Genomic DNA, 18855 nt, shown 5'->3' on the forward strand with positions numbered 1-18855 from the left:
ATGAAACTGTTGCTTTTTGCTCTGTTGAGCGCCCTATGCCTCCTTCGGATCCCTTCGGTGGTCAAGGTGGCCGAATCCCGGGCGTCGTGGGTGGCATCGATGTTCGGGCTCGCGGCGCTCTATGTCCTGGGAACGGTTACACCCCTGGAGGATATCGATCGCTGCCTCGGTGGCGTCAACGTGACGAACCTGCTTCAGGCCATCTTCGCGCTCCTGGCGATCTTCTTCTTCAACGACAGCGTGAGGCGTTTGGCGAACGTACCCGTTGTCAGACGGACCTACTACGCGCCGTTGCTGAGCATTCCCGTCATGATTGTCAGCTTCGCCCTGATTGAGGACAAAGCTCCAACGGCTGCGGACTTTATTGATACCCGCATGGAGCAGCTCGCAACTGCCGCTTACAGCGGCACGTACATGCTCGCGCTGTTGTTCACCGTGCTCAGGATCATCTACATGCTTCGGCACAAAGCCAGGGGCCTGTATGCCACATTCTCAGCGGGTCTGATGGTGGTTGCGGTGGCCGTTTCGTGCCACATTTCTTACGTGGTGCTGTTCTATTTCTCGCCTTGGGACGCCCTGGCACGGGCTATCGGCGCTTGGTTTGACCGCCTTTTCTATGTAGGCCTTTCAGTGACGGCCGCGGGTTGGTTGATTCTCTTCCTGTCGAAGCAGCTGCCCAGGGTGCGTCTCTGGATGATCGACGCTCTGTGGCTGACCGCTTTAAGGACGCGGGTCCGTGCCGATCGGTCACGAGTCAGTCCGGCCTGGGATCTCTTCAATGAAACGCTCGAAAATGGCGTCTATAAGAGCCTTATTGTTCTGCACAACTACGAGCGGGTGAACTTGATGGACTTCCCGGAACCTGTGCAGGGAAGAATCAGCCAAATCGAAGCCAAGCTGGACGCGCGGACCTAGCTCTGTTCGGTCAAGATCGTCTTGCTGACCCAACTGATCAGTTCGTTGGTGAAGGTAGAAGGCGAGGCGTTCCACTCCTGGGTGTGGTGAGCCTCGGGTAGTGAAATCAAGGTGACGGTGGCCGGATTCGCGCGTTGGAACGCATCCGAGATCTCCCAGGGAACTTCTTGGTCAGCCCTCGAGTGCAAGACCAGGGTCGGGACATCCACCCTGTTAGCTACGTCCACCCAGTCAAGTGCGTCGAAGTCGATCGGTTCCTCCAGCCCGAGCATCTTCGCGAACACGGGGGCCTCCAGCAGGCGCAGAACTAGGGCCGCACCAATCGTCGGCACCCCCGCCCGGACCGCTCCTGCTGTAATGGCTTTTCGCCAGCTGGTGACAGGACCTACCAGGACGAGCCCGACGATTCTTTCCCGGTGGGCGCTGCGCTCTGCTGTGAGCAGGGCTATGGTCCCACCCATTGACCAGCCGGATAGGACGATGCGTTTCGCTCCGTGAGTGACGGCATAGGACACAGCGCTTTCCACGTCACGCCATTCCGTTTGCCCAAGGTGACTCGATTCTGCCTGTGGGGGGCTGACCTCGGCGTCACTGCGAAATGTGGGAACCAGCGAGGTGAATCCTAAGGAGCTGAACGCATGGACATCTCGGAACATGATCGAGCGGTCGGTCCAGCTGCCATGGATATGGATCACCCATACGTCCGTGTTGTCAGCTTCAAATAGCCATGCCGGCGCCGCACCGTACTCGGTGGGGACGTCCACCTCTCGGTAGTCTCCGCGGATAGCGGAGGGTTCGAAGAACACATCCGGGGTCCAATCGACGATTGGACCCAGACCTCCCGGCGTAGAGCCCGAGTCATCGAGCAGCCTTTCTACGAATTTTTGATCCTCGTTGATCATGGTGACCTCGCCGACTCGCACGTATTTTGCTGTCGCGGGGTCAAACACGCCGAAGTCGCCCGGGGCTTTGGTGTAGTCGTCCAGATCAAGGCGGATGCAACGTCCGCCATCCAGCACCTCGGCCCGGCGGTAGTCCTTTGGGGCCCGTTTGACGATTTTCCGAGCCATGACGACAGCGAACACGGATAACCCTGCAGCCGGCACAAGGAACGCCAGGTAGCTCAGGGTGCGCCGTGTCGTCAGCATTAGGTCTTCGTCCTCCAAGGCCGATCAAAGGCGGAAATGGAACCCAGACATCGTAACGTCCCTTGCTGCCTAATGCGTGCATAGATCATGCTCACTACAGGCGTTGCACATGTTCACTGCAGGCATGTAACGTGCTTAGTGAACAAGAAGGTATTGCTCTTTGACAAGGTTTGTTATGAACTGCGGGCGCTCATTTACCGCGGAGGTAGTTGACATAGGCAGGAAGCATTTCGAACTCCACAGCATCAATGTTGGCCTCGTATTTCACGCGTTTGCCATGCCGCTGGCCTGCAGGGAAGTCGGCCGTGACGGCGCTGGAGGCTTCGAGGGCTTCCAGATGGTGCTGAAGGCTGGGGCGGGTCAGCGTCTTGTTACCGTCCAGGACAATTCCCTTGAGGATTTCGCCGGTGGTGCAGGGGCCGTTCTGATGCAGGTAACGCAGGATGGCCGCGTGGGCTCGGTTTCCGAGAACTTCGATAGCTGCCTCAACCTCCTGCGGATGATTGGGCTGGATGAGGCGCGGCATGCGTCTATCTTGCCCGATTATTTGGATGGCTCTGAGTCGCAGAACAAAGTGTATCGCTAAGTGATGAACTTTGCGCTACAGTCAAATTGTAGGCCTTATTCGAAAGAAGGACGCGCAGGGTCCTTCTTTCGGGAGGGGATCCTGCCGCCCGACAAGATGCGCCTCATGCTGACGATGTGACAAGCGGCTTGGTTGGAGCGAGAGAAGAATGGCACGTCAACTAGCGCCTTGATTGTCACTAGCTGGCAAAGAAGCGGTGCCCATGGGGGAGGGACAGGTTTTGAAGAACATGCTGCCGTTCGGCGCAGAGTGGCCGATGAACGCTTATCTGCATACGCGCGCCGAGGACAGGCGTGAGAGCTTCCGTTACGGGATGCTCGCAACTGGATCCACCTTATGATGCAGCGCAAATCGGTGGGCCTCTTGGCCCTCATTGTCATCCCCAGCCTGTTCTTTGGGCTGGTCTTCTCCTTCATCCTCCTGCTCGCTCCAGCCAAACCAGCCGCCGCTGACTGCGGCCCGGTGTCCGTTGTCGTTGACGGCGACACGAAAGTTGATGGGTATTCCGCTGAGCAGTTGAAGAATGCCGCCGCCGTCATGGGAGCCGGCAAAGCTTTGAACCTTTCCGTGAAGGGCCAGACCATCAGCATCATGGTCGCCCTGGGGGAGTCGGGGCTGCGTGTCCTGGACTACGGTGACGGTCCCGGGCCGGACTCCCGTGGTTTGTTCCAGCAGCGCGACAACGGCGCGTGGGGCTCCTATGCGGATCGCATGGACCCGACGATCAGTGCGACGAACTTCATCAAGGCGTTGCAGGCTGTACCGGGCTGGGAGCTGCTGGAGCCGACGATTGCCGGGAATAAGGTCCAGCGCAACGCCGACCCGTACCACTACCAGAAGTACTGGCCCGAGGCCGTCAAGATCGTCCTGGCGCTCTCGGACGGCAAGTTCTCCCTTGAAGGCAGCGACTGCGCGATCCCGGGCAAGTCAGGCGTGGGGGATGACTACCCGTGGAAGGACTCTCCGACCTGGTTGCAGGTCGGAGCAGGCTCAGCCGCTGCTTCACCTCTGGGCATGTTCTACCGCGAATGTGTGGACTTCGCCCTCTGGCGGGTCAACCAGCAGATGGGCTCGACCAGCGCACCGTTCAAGTTCCTCAACGGCAATTTCCGTCCGGACGGGCAGGGTCTCGGCTCTGCTGTGACGTGGAAGGCCGGCTGGGACGCCAAGGGCTGGCCCACGGGAAAGACGCCCAGCGTCGGCGCGGTCGTCTGGTACGGACCGGGCACCGGGGGATCGGATCCTACGTTCGGTCACGTGGCCGTGGTCAAGGAAGTCAGGGACGACGGGACCTACGTAGAGGAGGGCTACAACGGCAACCCGCCCCCTGATGACCACAACTACTACACCCGGACCGTCAGCAGCAGTGTCCCTTCCGCGTTCCTGTACTTGCCCAACCAAGAGGAGAAGAAGTGAAAAAGCCCCTGGTTCTTATTGCAGTGGTCCTGCTGTGCGCGGCGTGCGCACCGGCGCCCAACACCACGCCAGCACCGGCAGAGACAACGGCCACGCCCCTTGCCCCGGTCTCCCTCAGCGTTGATAGCGGCCCGCAGGCACCCGGCGGAACCGTCCCTCCCACTATCGGCATCTCCTGGGACCAGACCAGCAAGGATCAGGCCGTGGATGTCGCACAAAAGACCATGACGGACTTTGCCCGCCCGAGGGTGGAGGAAAAGCAGTGGGCCAACGATCTGGCCCGCTGGCTCACGCCACAGGCCACCGCCGGCTACTCGGCCGTGGACCCGGCCAACATCCCAGCCAGCCGCGTCACCGGCCCGGCCACGCTGAGCGTCGATGAGGCCAACGGCTACGGCGTGATGGCAGCAGTGCCCACCGACGCCGGGACCTACAGGTTGCAGCTGCTCCGCACGGGCAAGGACGCACCCTGGAAGGTCAACCGACTGACACCACCAACGCCCTAACCGCCCCACCTCCATCCCACACACGTAAGGAAGAAGTTCATGGGTACTACACCAACCGAGGTCCTGGCTTTTCCAAGCATCAGGGCCATCGTCCGTGATAACGGAACCGCTGAGGTCGTCGTCGCCGGTAACTCCCGCGTCGTCCCTGTCGGGGAGACTCTGCAGGACCTCCGCAACAACGCCCTCGCCCTCGTGGTCGGAGAAGCCCAGACACTGCAGCGCCCCGTCCGGGTCCAGATCGAGGATCCCGAAGGGCACGGCGAACTGATCGTCCACCCGGACAACAAGATCGAATCGGTCAGGTACGAGCCCCGCCCGGCCCGTCGTCGGGCGCAGGCCCCGGAGACCACCCCCGAGACTCTAGCCCCGGCCGTCATTGAGACCCTCCCTGTCGCTGCTGTTGAGCCGAGAGCGGCTCCTGCCCAGCCTGCCCCGGTCGAAGCGACGGCAGCGGCAGTGGAACGCCAGCAGTGGCCGCCCACTCCGGTAGAGGCCGAGGAGAGGGGGCCTGTCAGTCCGAAAGCCCAGAGGAATGCCGCTGCTGAATCACCAGCTGCAGTTGCTCCGGAGGAGCCCCTGACCCGTCGCAGCTTGAAAGAGACTTCCTTCCTGGTCAGTGCCCCGGTTCTGGAACCGGCCACGCAGGGCTGGCGTGGAACACTGACCCGTCTCGGGTTCCGGATGGACCCCTCACCTGAAGAATTGGCCGAGCGCGAGGATATCCGCACCGTGAGCCAGCACTGGCCAGGTCCGCGGACCATCGCCGTGGTAAACCGTAAAGGTGGGGCGAACAAGACGCCCACGGTTGTGATGCTCTCGGCCATTCTTGCCCGGTACAGCGGCGCGGCCACCGTCGCCTGGGACAACAACGAATCCCAAGGCACCCTGGGCTGGCGCACGGAAAAAGGTGCCCATAACCGCAGCGTCCTGGACCTCATTGATTCCTCCACGGAACTGCTCTCGCCTTCAACGAACGCGGCCGAGATCGCCAAGTTCGTCCACCACCAGACAGCCGACAAGTTCGACGTGCTGCGCTCGGATGAGAACGAAGAAGGCGACCACGAGATCACCGCCGAGGAAGTCGACATCGCCCATCAGGTACTGACCCGCTATTACCGGCTGGTGGTCATGGACTCCGGTAACACCGCACGGGCCGCGAACTGGCGTCGGATGATCGATCACACCAATCAGCTCGTTGTTCCCGTCACCGCCATTGAGGACCGCGCAGAGGCCGCCCGGCTGACCCTGCAAACCCTCGAATCCCGTGGTGGCCACGATGCGGAGCTGGCACGCAACGCCGTCGTGATCGTCTCGGAGTCTACGGACGCCAAGCGCAGCATGACCGGGGATGCACTCAAGCGGGCGAAGGCAGAGGCCCAGCGGATCGCAGACGGTTTTGAACCGTTCGTCCGCACTGTCGTCCGGATTCCCTACGATCCCGCCCTGGTGAATGGCCCCATCCGTCACGAAGCCCTCCAGCCCGCCACCCAGCGGGCGTGGCTGGCTGCTGCCGCGGCCGTCGCCAAGGGCTTCTAACCACCCACAGCCGACCGAAGAAAGGAGGAACCATGCAACTGTCTGTAAACCCCTGGGTCACCAGCCCGGCCGAGAGCATCGAAGAGGAAACACTCGATGTGTACGTCCCGCCGGCTGCCGGGATCAGCACACCGCTCAAGGGCATGGTTGAACCCGACACCGCTGACCGTCTGGCGACCCGCACCATGTCCGGCGCCGCGGCTTTGTGGGTTGTCGGCAGCCACGGGGGAGCGGGCGAGAGCCGCACCGCTGACATGCTCGCCGGGGCACGCCCTACCGGGCACTGCTGGCCTGTCCTGCAGGACGGAAGCAAGCCCCGCGTGCTGTTGGTCTGCCGGGCAGACATGCGCGGGCTCACCGCCGCCCAAAGCGCCCTGACGCAATGGGCGTCCGGAGCCGCGCCTGTCGTTGAGCTGCTCGGCCTCGCTGTCCTCGCGGACGCACCGGGAAAGACACCCAAAAATCTCCGAGACTTCACAACCATCGTCGGCGGGGGAGCGCCCCGCCTCTGGACCCTTCCCTGGGCTGAGGCATGGCGGCACGGAGACTCCACCACCACGCCAACGGCCCGCGAATACCAACGCTTCACCACCGACGTAACCACCCTGACTACCGAAACCAACCCAAGCACCAACCACTGAAAGGTCTCCCACCATGAAGTTGATCTCTGCGATCGCCACCAGTGTCATTCCCGACCCCACCCCAGTGGTGCCAGCCCAGGCCGGCGGACTGCTCACCGGCCTGAATTGGGCTTCCGGTATCGGCCTCGTCCTCGGTGTTCTCGGTGTGATCATCGTCGGCATCACCATGGTCATCCAGCTCCAGCGCGGCGAAGGCGGCCAGTCCATCGCCAAGCTCGGCTGGGTCATGTTGGGCTGCATCATCATCACCAGTGCTGGCGGTATCGTCCGCGCCTTCGTCTAAGCCAGCACCAACAACGGGAGGTTCACCTTGAGCCAATCAACAGAGAGCACCACCGAAAGCAATCCGTTCACCAAACCCGGTTTCATCATTGCTGCCGCGCTGGTGGTCGCGCTGATCGCAGCAGCCGTCGTTATCTTTCTGATCCCCAAAGGACAAGGAAACGCCCAACCAGCACCCGCTGACTCATCCAGCGCGGCCACAACCAGCCCCAGCGCATCCGCCGCCTCCGGCAAGAGCGTCTGCGGACTTCCAGCCTCTACCGAAACGGCATTAGGGAAGGCTCCGGCGACCAAGTGGGAACTCGTTGGAACCATGGCGGCCCCGACAGATCCCAAAGTTGGCCCGGGCAAGACTGATGGCCAAGGAATAAGGTCTTGCTTCGCCCACTCGCCTCAAGGAGCTCTATACGCCGCAGTGAACCTCTGGGCCCTTGGCAGCGATCCTTCAAAAGAACATGCCATTGCTGACCAGCTTGCAGCTAACGGCCCTGGCCGAGACGCAGGCATGAAGGCTCCGCAAACAGCTGCGCCGACAACCGTAAAGGTTCAGATCGCGGGGTTCAACGTTTCGTACACAGCTAACCAAGCGGTTGTAGAGCTGGCATTCAAAGCAGACACCGGTGCTCTTGCCTCCGTCCGTACAACCCTTCTCTGGCAGGACGGGGACTGGAAGGGCGTCGTGGCTGATAGCGGTGCACCCCTAGAGGAACCCTGCCAGATCCACGACCTTTCAGGATTTATCCCTTGGAGCGGCGCGTGAGGCCAGTATGGAACCCGGTTGGAGACTGGATTTCCGGCCTTACTGATGACGCCATGGGCAACATGGCCAAAGCCATTCTTGAGGGAATGAGTCAGATGGTCACGACGCTGTCTACCTTCTGGGTCTCAACGCCAACAGTGAATCTGACCAGCCAAGACGGCTCGACGGCAAGCCCTGTTGTTTCCATGGTCAACAGCGAGTTGATGCCGTGGACCTTGGCCCTGGCCGTCCTGGCCGTCATCCTCGGCGGCATTCGGTTGATCTGGGAGCAGCGCGGGGCACCTCTAAAAGACCTGCTCCGGTCACTGCTGACGCTCACCTTGGTATCGGGCCTAGGCCTAGGGGTGATTTCGATCCTGGTGATCGCAGCCGACGCCTTTTCTGCCGAGATCATCGACCGCTCCACGGACGGCAAGGGCTTCGCCGAGTCGATGCAGCTGCTGATCATGACGAACCAGACGGGTGTCGGGGTATTCATCCTCATCGTTCTGGGTCTTATCGGCCTGCTTGCATCCCTTGTCCAGATAGTCCTCATGGTGGTTCGCAGCGGCATGCTGGTGATTCTGACGGGCATTCTGCCCACCACAGCCGCGTTCACGAACACCGAGATGGGTAGGCAGTGGTTCCAGAAAGCTGTGGGTTGGACCATCGCCTTCATCCTCTACAAACCAGCCGCTGCCATCGTGTACTCGGTCGCGTTCCTGCTGATGGGTAACAGCAGTGGCAAGGACGCTTTGATCGGTTCCATCACCGGTTTCACGTTGATGGTCGTCGCGCTGCTCGCACTGCCAGCTCTGATGCGGTTCGTAACCCCGATGGTCGGTGCCGTGGCCTCTGGGAGCGGTGCTGCAGGGGGAGCAGCTGTTGGGGCCATTGCTACGGGTGCTGTGTCGCTTGGCCGTGGTGGTAGCGGCCGGGGCAACGCGTCACCAACCCCATCATCTTCAACGAGTACGTCGAGCACCCAGAGCACGCAAACGGGCAGTTCGCCGAAGGGCAGTGATGGAACGTCAGGGCCGCGAGGTGGGGGCGGACAGCCTATCCCGGGTGCTACGGGTCCGGGCGGAGCTGCTGGCACCGCTGCAGGGGCAAAGGCAGGTATGGCCGGTGCCGGATCTTCTGGAGCGACAGCTGGTGCCGGCGGAGGGGCAGCGGCGGGAGCCAGTGGGGGAGCAGCGGCGGCTGGCCCGGCCGGTGTGGCTGTAGCTACAGGGGCGAAGCTGGCGTCCAGGACGTCAGAGGCAATTGAAAAGACCGCGCAGGATTCAACCGGGGAGGGCCCCAGTGGCAGCAATTAGCACCGAATACAAAGAACCGTCCTACGGCAACTGGCGCGTACCGCGATCAGCCGGGTTGGCCAATCTCGGCGCTATCGGCACCGCGATTGTCTTTGCCGGAGTGTTGTTGGGCATTGTGAGCTTCGCTGTTTGGGGCCTGTTCGTTGGCCTGGGTGTTCTTGCCTTTGCCGGTGTCAGCGCTTTGCTGCTGACAGTCAAGGACAAGCATGGCCAGTCTGTCGTTGACCGCTTCGGAACCCGGCTGGCGTTCAAGGTCTCCAAGTCATCCGGGACGAACGTTTATCGTTCCGGCCCGCTCGGAGTGACGGAGTGGGGCATGTACCAGCTCCCGGGGTTGGCCGCGAAGTCGACCCTGTACGAATTCACGGATTCCTATAAGCGCCCGTTCGCCCTTCTGCACGTACCCACCACCAGCCACTTCACAGTGATCTTCTCCACCGAACCCGACGGGGCCTCCTTGGTCGACCCCGAGCAGGTCGATGCGTGGGTCGCGAACTGGGGCGGCTGGCTCGCTGGCCTGGCTGATGAGGCCGGACTGGACGCTGCAGCCGTGACAGTGGAGACAGCCCCGGATTCGGGCTACCGGCTGCGGAACGAAGTGCTGATGAACATCGACACGGAAGCGCCGGCGTTCGCCCGGGAAATGCTGAACGAGGTCGTGGAGACCTACCCGGAAGGATCGGCCACGGTCCGTGCCTGGGTGTCCCTGACGTTCAACTCCGCTATCCGTACCGGCGCCAAGAAACGGACCCCGGAAGATGTCGCCCGCGACCTGGCTTCCCGCATCCCCGGCCTGTCCGCCCGGTTGCAGTCCACTGGTGCTGGGATCGCCCGTCCCATGTCCGCCCAGGAGCTGTGCGAGGTCGTGCGGATCGCTTACGATCCTCCGGCAGCACTGATCATTGATGAAGCCCACGCGGCTGGTTCCCCAGTGTCACTAAGCTGGGGAGAAGTTGGCCCAACAGCGACACAGGCAAGCTGGGATGACTACCGGCACGATTCCGCGTTCTCAGCGTCCTGGACCATGACGGGCGCCCCGCGCGGTTCGGTGAACTCCTCAGTCCTATCCCGTTTGCTGGCCCCGCATGGGGACATCGACCGCAAACGCGTCTCGTTGCTGTACCGTCCGATGGACTCGGCACGTGCTGCCGCGGTGGTCGAACGGGACCAGAACAACGCCAACGTCCGCATCACCTACGGCACCCGTCCGTCCGCACGTGCCTTGGTGGACGCCCGTTCGGCGGCGCAGACCGCGCAGGAAGAAGCCCAGGGAGCCGGGTTGGTGAACTTCGGCATGGTCGTCACGGCCACCGTGACCGATCAGGAACGCCTCGCTGATGCCGTCGCCGCTGTGGAGCAGACCTCCGGCACCGCCAGGGTGTTGCTGCGCCGGGCTTACGGTTCGCAGGACACGGCGTTTGCCGCGTCCCTGCCTCTGGGCCTGGTGCTGCCCGAGCACAGCATGGTCCCGTCCGAGATTAAGGATGCACTGTAATGGCCCTCCCGAAACTCTTCACCCGTTCCTCGAAGCACAGCACCTCGGGGGTCAAGGCTGCGCCGAAGAAGGCGGAAAAGCAGCCCCGCCCTGCCGGTCCTGGTGCCCGTGGCTGGCCCGGTCGTGGCGGTGGCATGGCCCAGCTCGTCCCTACCGTGAAGCAGTACCGGGGAACAACGGTTCAGGTCTGCGGGCTGTGGCCGTTCTCCTCCGGTGCGTCCTCTCCCATGATCGGTGTCCCGCTGGGCCGCCACGAGGAAACACAGGCCACGGTCTGCTGCGACCCGATCAGCTGGTTCCAGCGCGCCCGGCTGATCTCCAACCCCTCCGCGTTCATCCTGGGCAAGCCCGGGCTGGGCAAATCCACCGTGGTGCGGCGGATGTTCATCGGGCTCTCGGCACAAGGGGTTCACCCCCTGATTTTGGGTGACCTCAAGGGCGAGCACGTCAAAGCCGTCAGGGCACTCGGCGGGCAGGTCATCCGGCTCGGTCGCGGCGTCGGGTACTTGAACATCCTTGACCCGGGCCAGGCTGTCGAAGCCGCCCAGCTCCTTGACGACAACGGCCACCACGAAGACGCAGCCCGCGTCCGCGCCGACGCGCACGGCCGCCGCCTGACCATGGTGGTCTCACTGATCACGATCAGCCGCAACAACCCACCCACCGACCAGGAACAAACCATCCTGGACCGGGCCTTGCGGGTCCTCGATGACCAGTTTGACGGCGTCCCGGTCTTGAAAGACCTTCTGGACGTGATCGTCTCCGCACCCGACGAGCTGCGACAGGTCGCACTGGACCGTGGCGACATGAACATCTACCTGCAGGAAACCAGGGCGCTGGAAGCAACCCTGCTGGGCTTGACCGGTGGCGGAAAGCTGGGAGAAATCTTCTCCCGCCAGACCAGCCAGCCCATGGTCCGCGACCGTGCCGTGGTCTTCGATGTCTCCAGCATTGACGAGACCGAAACGGACCTGCAGGCCGCCATCCTGCTCGCGTGCTGGTCCTACGGGTTCGGTACCGTCAACGTCGCCAATGCCCTCGCCGACGCCGGTCTGGAACCGCGACGGAACTACTTCGTTGTCCTGGACGAACTGTGGCGGGCACTGCGCGCTGGTAAGGGAATGGTGGACCGGGTGGACGCCCTGACCCGGTTGAACCGCTCCGTGGGCGTCGGGCAGATCATGATCTCCCACACCATGTCCGACCTGCTGGCCCTGCCGGCAGAAGAGGACCGGATGAAGGCCCGCGGCTTCGTAGAACGCTCCGGCATGGTCATCTGCGGCGGCCTCCCCGCCTCTGAAATGCCGCTGCTGACCTCAGCCATTCCGCTGTCCAGGCAGGAGCAGCAGAAACTCATTGGCTGGCAGGACCCGCCCGCGTGGGACTCACGCGGCGTCGACGTCGAACCTCCAGGCCGGGGAAAGTTCCTCATCAAGGTCGGTGGCCGTCCCGGGATCCCCGTCCAGGTCGGACTCACCTCCTTGGAGAAAGGCCCCGAAGGCGTCAACGACACCGACGGCAAGTGGCACGCAGCACCGGAAACCCTGCTCGAGACGGCAGCCCCGATCCTGCCCAGTGAAGGAGGTACACAGTGAGCGCACCAAACCGCAAAGGAATGGGCATGGGCGATGCCCTGCTGGTCTGGCTGGCCATCGGCTTCATCGTCGTCTTCGGCGGCGGCACCTACGCCGCCTTGCACCTCGGATCCTGGATGGCAGGCATCGCAGCTCCACCAGCCCACCCCATCGATCTGATCGCCGGTCTCGCCAAAGGCCGCGTGCCATGGCCCACCGAAGCCACGGTCGTCGCCGGCCTGATGGCCGGCGTGGTGCTGGCCCTGACCATCGTTGTGCTCGTGGCCTGGAGGAAGGGTGCGTCCAAGCGCGCCCGCGTCGACAAGGCCGCCCGCTATCTGGGACGTGGAAAGTCGCTGGCCGCGTTCTCGGAAAAAGGAGCGAAAGCGACCGCCGAACGCCTGGGAGTCACGGACACTCCCGGCATCGTGGTCGGCAAAGTCGTCTCCACCGGGCAGAAGTTCATCCAGTCCTGGGAAGACCTCAGCCTCGACATCTGGGGGCCCCGAACCGGTAAATCAACCTCACGGGTCATGCCCGCCATCTTGGACGCACCAGGTGCCGTTGTCTCGACCTCGAATAAGCGCGACGTCGTGGACGGCACACGTGGCGTCCGTGAGAACACCGCCCCGATATGGGTGTTCGACCCGCAGAAGATCGCCCAGGAAGAACCAGACTGGTGGTGGAACCCGCTCTCCTACGTCACCGACGAAGAAAAGGCCTACAAACTCACCCAACACTTCTCCGTCGGCTCCCGCGTACCCGGGTCCAAACCCGACGCCTACTTCGACCCCAAAGCCGAAGACATTCTCTCCTCGTACTTCCTCGCGGCCGCGCTCGGAGACCTGCCCATCACCCAGGTCTACATCTGGGTCACCGAACAGGTCAGCCAAGAACCCATCGAAATCCTCCGAGAGCATGACTACGAGCTACAGTACAAAGGCCTTGAATCCACGTTGAAACTGGCCGATAAGCAGCGAGACGGTATCTTTGGCACCGCCGAGAAGATGATCCAGTGCCTCAAGAGCCGGAACACGCTCCGGTGGGTCGCCCCGACCGGTGGGGCAACAGTGGCCACGGATGCCCGCCGCCAGTTCAACCCGCACGCTTTCGCTGCCTCGCAGGAGACGATCTACATCCTCTCCAAGGAAGGTGCCGGCTCCGCCGCGCCCCTCACCACTGCCTTGACGGTAGCCATTGCCGAGGCCATGGAAGAACGCGCAGAGCGCAGTGGTGGCCGCCTTCCCAAGCCCGCTCTGTTCGCTCTCGATGAGCTGGCCAACGTCGTCCGCTGGGCAGGGCTGCCGGACCAGTTCAGCCACTACGGCTCCAAAGGATTGATCGTCATGGGGATCCTGCAGTCCTGGTCCCAAGGCGTGGAGTTGTGGGGAGAGGCGAACATGCGGAAGATCTGGTCGGCCGCGAACGTGAAGGTTTACGGCGGCGGCGGGGCCGAAGAAGGCTTCCTCCGTGCGCTCTCGGACCTGATCGGAGACTACAGCTACATCAACGTCTCCACCTCCTCAGGCAAGTCCGGATCCAGCCGCTCACGCCAAGAGAGCAAGGAACGCATCTTCGACGTTTCCAACCTCGCCGAACTGGACCGCGGACGCGCCGTCGTCCTCGCATCCGGCGCACCCGCCACACTCGTCCGCACCATGCCCTGGTACACCGGACCCCACAAGGAAACAGTGGAAGCATCCATCAAAAAATACAGCCCCCGACCCGAAGAACCCGCCGTCCCGGTTCCAGCTGCACCAGTAGCCAATCCCTGGGTCACAAAGTAGGAGTCTCCAATGACAGCCGAAGTAGGTTTGTTTGCCACGGCCCCCGGGGCCGGCCACTCAGGGGCATCCGTTAAGATGCCCGCGGAGGAAGCGAAGGCCCCGGAGTTGGTCTACGGCTCCGCCGAAGAGTTCCTGCACGAACAGCTGCTCCCCACCTACGTGCGCGACGTCGACGGCCGAGCCGCGAAATGGTGCACCGAATGGTACTTCCACCCCGAAGCGCTCTCCCGCATAGAAGCGCTCTGGCGGGCATGGGAACACCTCAGACTCGACGGCGCCACCGGAATCAGCGTCTGGTGGAGAGACCACGCCGACCACCACATGAACGTGCTCCTGGACCCCCGCGGCCCCTTCTACAAATGCGACATGCAAAAACACCGCGACCCCGAACACCTGGAACCCAAAAAAGCACCCGACGGCTGGTTCCCAGACGTCAGGGGCATCCAACCATGAACCCGACCCGTGATCATGGCCAGGCAGCCGAGTCCCCAGCCCCAGCGAAGCAACTGAGATGAAACTCCCAATAGTGCCACAGGCTGTGGCACATTTGCCGATCGATAGGGTGGAGCCATGACTTCTTCAGAAATTGACCTCCCTGCAGGCTACGACCAGTTGCTGGAGTCCCTGAAGAACCGGGTCCACGGCGCCAGAACCCAGGCGCAGCGGACCGTCAACACCCTTTTGATCGAGCTCTACTGGTCTCTGGGTACTGACATCCTTGCCCGGCAGGAAGCACAGGGCTGGGGGAGTGGCGTCCTGAACCGGCTTGCCGCCGACCTCCGGACGGCCTTTCCCGATATGAAGGGGCTCTCCGCCCGGAACCTGCAGTACATGACAGCAATGGTGCGTGCCTGGGACAGCGGAGCAAATGTGCCACAGGCTGTGGCACATTTGCCGTGGGGGCACATCCGCACCATCCTCGACAAAGCCACCACCGCCGAAGAACGCAACTGGTACGCCGCCGCGGCCGTGGAGTACGGATGGTCGCGGAATGTCCTGCTGAACATGATGATGAACCGCTCGATGGAGCGCACAGGCACAGCACCTTCGAACTTCACCCGCCAGCTCGCGTCCCCTGACTCGGAGCTGGCACAGCAGATGGCCAAAGACCCCTACAACTTCGAATTCCTCGGCCTCTCCGGCGAAGTCGCCGAACGCGATCTCGAAAACGCACTGACCAACCGGATAACAGAGACCCTGCAGGAACTAGGTCCAGGATTCTCCTTCGTCGGCCGGCAGGTCCACTTCGAGGTCGACGGAGATGAGTACTACATCGATCTGCTGTTCTTCCACATCGAACAGCTCCGGTATGTGGTCATCGAACTGAAGACGGGCCGCTTCCGGCCGGCTTGGGCCGGTCAGCTCAATTTCTACGTCGCACTGGTCGATGACGTCCTCCGTCGCGACTTCCACAACGAAACCGTCGGCATCCTGATCTGCGGCACCAAAAACGACCGCAGCGTACGGTACAGCCTCGGCCGCTCCACCTCACCCATGGCAGTCGCTGCCTACACCTACGACAAGCTCCCAGCCGACGAACAACATGCCCTGCCCAACGAAGGACACCTCGTCGCAGCCCTCGATTGGGCCGAACCCGGCGAAGAACAGGACACCGACGAATAGCACTCCCTGCCGCCAGAAGCCCAACGGGCGTGCCCGTGCAGCGTATGACTCCTGAAGCCGGATTCGGCCTGACGTCTTGTCCCCACAGCAGCGTCCGGTACGGTGAAAGCGGCACATCCAAAAGCACGCGAAGCGCCTCAACGGGGCGGGCAAGGAACAATCATGGCCGGCACTGAGCACCCCCGCCGCAAAGCACCCGAAGACGCGGGGCTGCCCGAGGAAGCGATCACCGACGCCCTTGAGTGGATGAGGATAACTTACACCCTGGACTACGCGGCCAGAGCGGACTCCTGGGACCGGCCCGAGGACTACCCACAGCTATGGAATGTCCGCGCCTACGTTAGCGAGCAGATTTTGGAACTGGACGGCGTCACCGTCCACGCGGACGCGCAAGGTGAGGTCGCCGTGGCCGAAGCCACTGTTTACGTGATTCCCGACGTCGGTGGCGTCAATTTATTCGACACCATGGACGCCCACAGTGCCGAACTATGCTAGTTCGCCGAGGCGTTCATCGCAGCCGGCTCCGGTGTCGAGGACCTCAGCATCGATGGGGAACCGGTCGTCGACGGGGATTTGATGATCGTGTCATGGTTGGCTGTTCAGCCCCCATTCCGTAGTCATCGGGCCGGACAGCAGGTCCTCAAGGCCATACTCAGGGCAGTGGGTCGAAGCACGGGAGTCGAGGCTCTGCGTGCGGCACCAGGCTTAAGGGCCGGGATGGAGGAGGGATCTCTCGAGCACCGCAGGGAATCCCGGGCCCTGGCCAAATATTGGGGTGAACTGGGATTCCGCCGGCTCGACGGTGACTTCATGGTCCTGGCCGACCAGGCGATTCTCGACCTGCTCGAAGACCAGCAGCAAGACGACAGCGACGTCGCTGTGGAGGCGCTGCGGGATGTTCCTCTGATGCAGATGTCCCAACAGGAACGGGATTTGGTCTTCAAAAGCTTGAGCATGAAGCTCGACGAGTCACCGGGCGGATAAGGGAGATAAAGGACTTCAGAGTCTTGAGGGTAAGGCCCAAAGAAGGTACTCGTCCGTGACATGCGTGCGCCGTCGAGAAGCCAAACGCCGATAAGAACCCATATGTCGTGTTTTCGTGGGACAGAAGCGACGGAACGACCGTACGGCGAACGCGCCCACGAAAGTAGGCAGAGGTTTCCTTGATTTGTCCCTGTGTCCGGGCCTTTTACAACGTGCCACTCGGCGCAGTCCGTCCGCATCAAGAAATCTAGGCGTTTCCCTCGAACGAATTCAATATGCGTGACCGTCAGCCGAGAGTGGACTTCAACTGTTCAGATTCGGCACTAGCTGCCCTCAGTTGCTTTTAGTTAGCTGACACCCCTGGCCTCGCGGTCTGAGGCAAACGCCGCAATGCATTGCGCGTAGTAAGGCGTCTCCACTAGGCAGCGCTCACCTAAGGCCCGCTGATGGGCAGCAGCGACATCCTCGAACGGTTGCCCGCTCCCGAAGATAATCGTCAGGAAGTCATCAGTAGGGTGCGACGTCACAGTGTTTGTATACCTCAGTTCATCACCCTTCAGATGCTCAATACTAAGCTCCCAGATGACCTGGGTAGTGGCCCTCCCGGATGATGACGGGAAAGTATCGGGGACTGACACCATCTTGCAGTAGTGGGGGTGCCGACTTCCATGCGGTATCGCTCACTTACGATGCCTTTTCCAATTACCTCAGCATTGAACGACATCGCTTCGCTGTAGCCGGCGTTCTTGTTATGCCCAGTCGGGCGCTGCTGATACTCAAGGGCCTGCTGAGTTTTCAACCATTGCTCAATATTGACGTGCGCAAACGGCGCGCTCACATCTGCTGTGACGACCGCACGTGAGAGGACTAAGTCGTCCCGAACATCAGCACCCATCGGCTCTGCCCTTCCAGCTGTGCCGTGATCCGGCAGAGACTGCCATGGACAACACGGCACTTCTCGTTCCTAGACTGACAAACGACAGTGGGTGGGTGTAATACACCCGTCATGCCCGTTCGGTGGAGAAACTTGTGTCATGGTGCTCGGCGATCGCCTGTTCGGCGACCCGGAACGAGGCCAGGGCAGCAGGAGCACCACAATAGACCAAAGTCTGCAGCAGTACTTCCTGGATTTGTGCTTCCGTGAGCCCGTTGTTGAGGGCTGCGTGGACATGTCCTGCCAGTTCCTGAGGACGGTTCAGTGCCGTGAGCATGGCGAGATTGAGCATGCTGCGGGTCTTGTGGTCAAGTCCGGGCCTGGACCAGATTTCCCCCCATGCATACTCGGTAACAAGTTCTTGAACGGGACGGCAAAATTCACTGGTTTGTTTGAGAGCCAGTTCCACGTGGGCACTCCCCATTACTTTTGTTCGCAGGCCCAGACCTTCCGCGTACCTCTGTGATTTTTCCTCGCGTTGTGACACGGCATCCTCCTTTTCTTTTTCAGCTGCTGAGGTCCTGCTCGGTCGTTTGTGTTTGTTTGAACCGATGCAGGGTTGCCTCGGCATGCTTCAGGATCGGACCGTCGATCATTTTGCCGTCGAGCCGGAACACGCCATTTTCGGCCTTGGCCGCCGCTTCTAGGATCCTTTGTGCGGCTAGAACCTCAGTTTCGGAGGGCGCGTAGGCAGCGCGCACTACATCTACCTGGTTCGGATGGATGCACGCTTTGAAACCGAAGCCCGAGGCGGCGGCATCGCCGGCTTCGACGGCCAGCCCGTCAAGGTCGAAGATATCCAAGTAGACCGAGTCGATTGCGGGCTTGCCAGCCGCCGCCGCTGCTATGAGCACAGAGGATCGTGCCTGGACCGCGACGTCCCGGTAGCTCCCGTTAGGGTGACGGCTTGATGTCCCACCGATAGATGCCAGCAAGTCTTCGGCACCCCACATCATGGCCACTACGTTGGGCTCGGCAGCAATGGCGTTTGCATTTGCCACGCCCGCGGCGGTCTCGCACAGAGCAACCACTCGGTAGCCATCCAGGACGCGAGTCTGTGTGGTGTCCTCGGTTTTGGCCAGCATTATGGTGCGGTAGGGCGTGAGTGCTAGCCACTGCAGGTCCTTTTCAAAGTCTTCGGTACCTATGCCACTTATCCGAACAATGGTCCTGTCGGGCTCCAGACCGTGGAATTTTCCATGGTCGCTAAGCCGGGAGAGGATTTCCCGCCTGGCACCTACCCGATCTTCTGATGCCACGGCGTCTTCGAGGTCGAGAATGACCGCGTCGGAGCGGGCGGCGGCCTTGATGAACCGGTCAGGTCTGTCGGCTGGGCAAAACAGGAGTGCAGGGCCGGTTGGGAACTCCAA

Annotated in this window: 20 protein-coding genes; 15 read left to right on the forward strand and 5 right to left on the reverse strand. The window is 62.0% G+C overall.

What is annotated here, in order from left to right; translation table 11 throughout:
• Positions 1-915, forward strand: a complete 915-nt coding sequence (locus AB4Z15_RS19200; protein WP_442018533.1) for a hypothetical protein — start codon at positions 1-3, stop codon at positions 913-915.
• Here the strand turns inward: AB4Z15_RS19200 and AB4Z15_RS19205 are convergent.
• Positions 912-2063 (reverse strand): alpha/beta hydrolase family protein, encoded by a 1152-nt coding sequence (locus AB4Z15_RS19205; protein WP_442018534.1) that lies wholly within the window; start codon positions 2061-2063, stop codon positions 912-914. The two genes, AB4Z15_RS19200 and AB4Z15_RS19205, sit on opposite strands and share 4 nt — an antisense overlap.
• A 190-nt stretch (positions 2064-2253) precedes the next feature.
• The gene (locus AB4Z15_RS19210; RefSeq protein ID WP_442018535.1) at positions 2254-2589 is read right to left on the reverse strand and encodes a winged helix-turn-helix domain-containing protein; all 336 of its coding nucleotides are present in this window, start codon (positions 2587-2589) and stop codon (positions 2254-2256) included.
• Positions 2590-2988: 399 nt separating this feature from the next.
• Here AB4Z15_RS19210 and AB4Z15_RS19215 point away from each other — a divergent pair, with 399 nt between their 5' ends.
• The 14 genes from AB4Z15_RS19215 to AB4Z15_RS19280 all read left to right on the forward strand — a co-directional run bounded on the left by AB4Z15_RS19215 (position 2989) and on the right by AB4Z15_RS19280 (position 16551).
• Positions 2989-4065 (forward strand): CHAP domain-containing protein, encoded by a 1077-nt coding sequence (locus AB4Z15_RS19215; protein ID WP_442018563.1) that lies wholly within the window; start codon positions 2989-2991, stop codon positions 4063-4065.
• Positions 4062-4571: a hypothetical protein gene (locus AB4Z15_RS19220; RefSeq protein WP_442018536.1), complete on the forward strand. Its 510-nt coding sequence runs from the start codon at positions 4062-4064 to the stop codon at positions 4569-4571. Before AB4Z15_RS19215 ends, AB4Z15_RS19220 begins: the two co-directional genes overlap by 4 nt.
• A gap of 39 nt (positions 4572-4610) precedes the next feature.
• Complete coding sequence (locus AB4Z15_RS19225) at positions 4611-6107, forward strand: chromosome partitioning protein ParA (protein WP_442018537.1); 1497 nt, start codon at positions 4611-4613, stop codon at positions 6105-6107.
• A gap of 32 nt (positions 6108-6139) precedes the next feature.
• The gene (locus tag AB4Z15_RS19230; protein WP_442018538.1) at positions 6140-6748 is read left to right on the forward strand and encodes a DUF6668 family protein; all 609 of its coding nucleotides are present in this window, start codon (positions 6140-6142) and stop codon (positions 6746-6748) included.
• Between the two features lie 13 nt (positions 6749-6761).
• The gene (locus tag AB4Z15_RS19235) at positions 6762-7031 is read left to right on the forward strand and encodes a hypothetical protein (protein WP_442018539.1); all 270 of its coding nucleotides are present in this window, start codon (positions 6762-6764) and stop codon (positions 7029-7031) included.
• A 27-nt stretch (positions 7032-7058) separates the two neighbouring features.
• Positions 7059-7790, forward strand: a complete 732-nt coding sequence (locus AB4Z15_RS19240; protein ID WP_442018540.1) for a hypothetical protein — start codon at positions 7059-7061, stop codon at positions 7788-7790.
• Positions 7787-9088, forward strand: a complete 1302-nt coding sequence (locus tag AB4Z15_RS19245; RefSeq protein WP_442018541.1) for a hypothetical protein — start codon at positions 7787-7789, stop codon at positions 9086-9088. The genes AB4Z15_RS19240 and AB4Z15_RS19245 overlap by 4 nt, the downstream gene beginning before the upstream one ends.
• Positions 9075-10583 carry an SCO6880 family protein gene (locus tag AB4Z15_RS19250; RefSeq protein WP_442018542.1) on the forward strand — a complete coding sequence of 503 codons (1509 nt, stop codon included), beginning with the start codon at positions 9075-9077 and terminating at the stop codon, positions 10581-10583. Before AB4Z15_RS19245 ends, AB4Z15_RS19250 begins: the two co-directional genes overlap by 14 nt.
• The gene (locus AB4Z15_RS19255) at positions 10583-12178 is read left to right on the forward strand and encodes an ATP/GTP-binding protein (RefSeq protein ID WP_442018543.1); all 1596 of its coding nucleotides are present in this window, start codon (positions 10583-10585) and stop codon (positions 12176-12178) included. Before AB4Z15_RS19250 ends, AB4Z15_RS19255 begins: the two co-directional genes overlap by 1 nt.
• Complete coding sequence (locus AB4Z15_RS19260) at positions 12175-13944, forward strand: type IV secretory system conjugative DNA transfer family protein (RefSeq protein ID WP_442018544.1); 1770 nt, start codon at positions 12175-12177, stop codon at positions 13942-13944. The genes AB4Z15_RS19255 and AB4Z15_RS19260 overlap by 4 nt, the downstream gene beginning before the upstream one ends.
• 9 nt (positions 13945-13953) lie before the next feature.
• The gene (locus AB4Z15_RS19265; RefSeq protein WP_442018545.1) at positions 13954-14397 is read left to right on the forward strand and encodes a DUF4913 domain-containing protein; all 444 of its coding nucleotides are present in this window, start codon (positions 13954-13956) and stop codon (positions 14395-14397) included.
• A gap of 117 nt (positions 14398-14514) precedes the next feature.
• Entirely contained in the window at positions 14515-15567 is a 1053-nt protein-coding gene (locus AB4Z15_RS19270; RefSeq protein WP_442018546.1) for a PDDEXK nuclease domain-containing protein, read from the forward strand.
• A 162-nt stretch (positions 15568-15729) separates the two neighbouring features.
• A complete protein-coding gene (locus AB4Z15_RS19275) occupies positions 15730-16062 on the forward strand; it encodes a hypothetical protein (RefSeq protein WP_442018547.1) in 333 nt (110 codons plus the stop codon).
• A 222-nt stretch (positions 16063-16284) separates the two neighbouring features.
• On the forward strand, positions 16285-16551 hold the full coding sequence (locus AB4Z15_RS19280; RefSeq protein WP_442018548.1) for a hypothetical protein: 267 nt from the start codon (positions 16285-16287) through the stop codon (positions 16549-16551).
• Positions 16552-16898: 347 nt separating this feature from the next.
• On the opposite strand, the gene AB4Z15_RS19285 is transcribed toward AB4Z15_RS19280, so the two are convergent.
• The 3 genes from AB4Z15_RS19285 to AB4Z15_RS19295 form a co-directional block, all read right to left on the reverse strand.
• On the reverse strand, positions 16899-17078 hold the full coding sequence (locus AB4Z15_RS19285; RefSeq protein ID WP_442018549.1) for a hypothetical protein: 180 nt from the start codon (positions 17076-17078) through the stop codon (positions 16899-16901).
• Positions 17079-17555: 477 nt separating this feature from the next.
• Positions 17556-18056 (reverse strand): carboxymuconolactone decarboxylase family protein, encoded by a 501-nt coding sequence (locus AB4Z15_RS19290; protein ID WP_442018550.1) that lies wholly within the window; start codon positions 18054-18056, stop codon positions 17556-17558.
• Complete coding sequence (locus AB4Z15_RS19295; RefSeq protein ID WP_442018564.1) at positions 17992-18855, reverse strand: HpcH/HpaI aldolase/citrate lyase family protein; 864 nt, start codon at positions 18853-18855, stop codon at positions 17992-17994. Before AB4Z15_RS19295 ends, AB4Z15_RS19290 begins: the two co-directional genes overlap by 65 nt.

Origin of the sequence: Paenarthrobacter sp. 2TAF44 (assembly GCF_052114885.1) — a bacterium.
GTDB lineage: Bacteria > Actinomycetota > Actinomycetes > Actinomycetales > Micrococcaceae > Arthrobacter.

Coding starts and splice junctions, on each gene's coding strand:
- AB4Z15_RS19255 (WP_442018543.1), top strand. CDS start 10,583: ATGGCCCTCCCGAAACTCTTCACCCGTTCCTCGAAGCACAGCACCTCG.
- AB4Z15_RS19210 (WP_442018535.1), bottom strand. CDS start 2,589: ATGCCGCGCCTCATCCAGCCCAATCATCCGCAGGAGGTTGAGGCAGCT.
- AB4Z15_RS19215 (WP_442018563.1), top strand. CDS start 2,989: ATGCAGCGCAAATCGGTGGGCCTCTTGGCCCTCATTGTCATCCCCAGC.
- AB4Z15_RS19230 (WP_442018538.1), top strand. CDS start 6,140: ATGCAACTGTCTGTAAACCCCTGGGTCACCAGCCCGGCCGAGAGCATC.
- AB4Z15_RS19270 (WP_442018546.1), top strand. CDS start 14,515: ATGACTTCTTCAGAAATTGACCTCCCTGCAGGCTACGACCAGTTGCTG.
- AB4Z15_RS19275 (WP_442018547.1), top strand. CDS start 15,730: ATGGCCGGCACTGAGCACCCCCGCCGCAAAGCACCCGAAGACGCGGGG.
- AB4Z15_RS19290 (WP_442018550.1), bottom strand. CDS start 18,056: ATGCCGAGGCAACCCTGCATCGGTTCAAACAAACACAAACGACCGAGC.
- AB4Z15_RS19235 (WP_442018539.1), top strand. CDS start 6,762: ATGAAGTTGATCTCTGCGATCGCCACCAGTGTCATTCCCGACCCCACC.
- AB4Z15_RS19205 (WP_442018534.1), bottom strand. CDS start 2,063: ATGCTGACGACACGGCGCACCCTGAGCTACCTGGCGTTCCTTGTGCCG.
- AB4Z15_RS19200 (WP_442018533.1), top strand. CDS start 1: ATGAAACTGTTGCTTTTTGCTCTGTTGAGCGCCCTATGCCTCCTTCGG.
- AB4Z15_RS19280 (WP_442018548.1), top strand. CDS start 16,285: ATGGAGGAGGGATCTCTCGAGCACCGCAGGGAATCCCGGGCCCTGGCC.
- AB4Z15_RS19265 (WP_442018545.1), top strand. CDS start 13,954: ATGACAGCCGAAGTAGGTTTGTTTGCCACGGCCCCCGGGGCCGGCCAC.
- AB4Z15_RS19225 (WP_442018537.1), top strand. CDS start 4,611: ATGGGTACTACACCAACCGAGGTCCTGGCTTTTCCAAGCATCAGGGCC.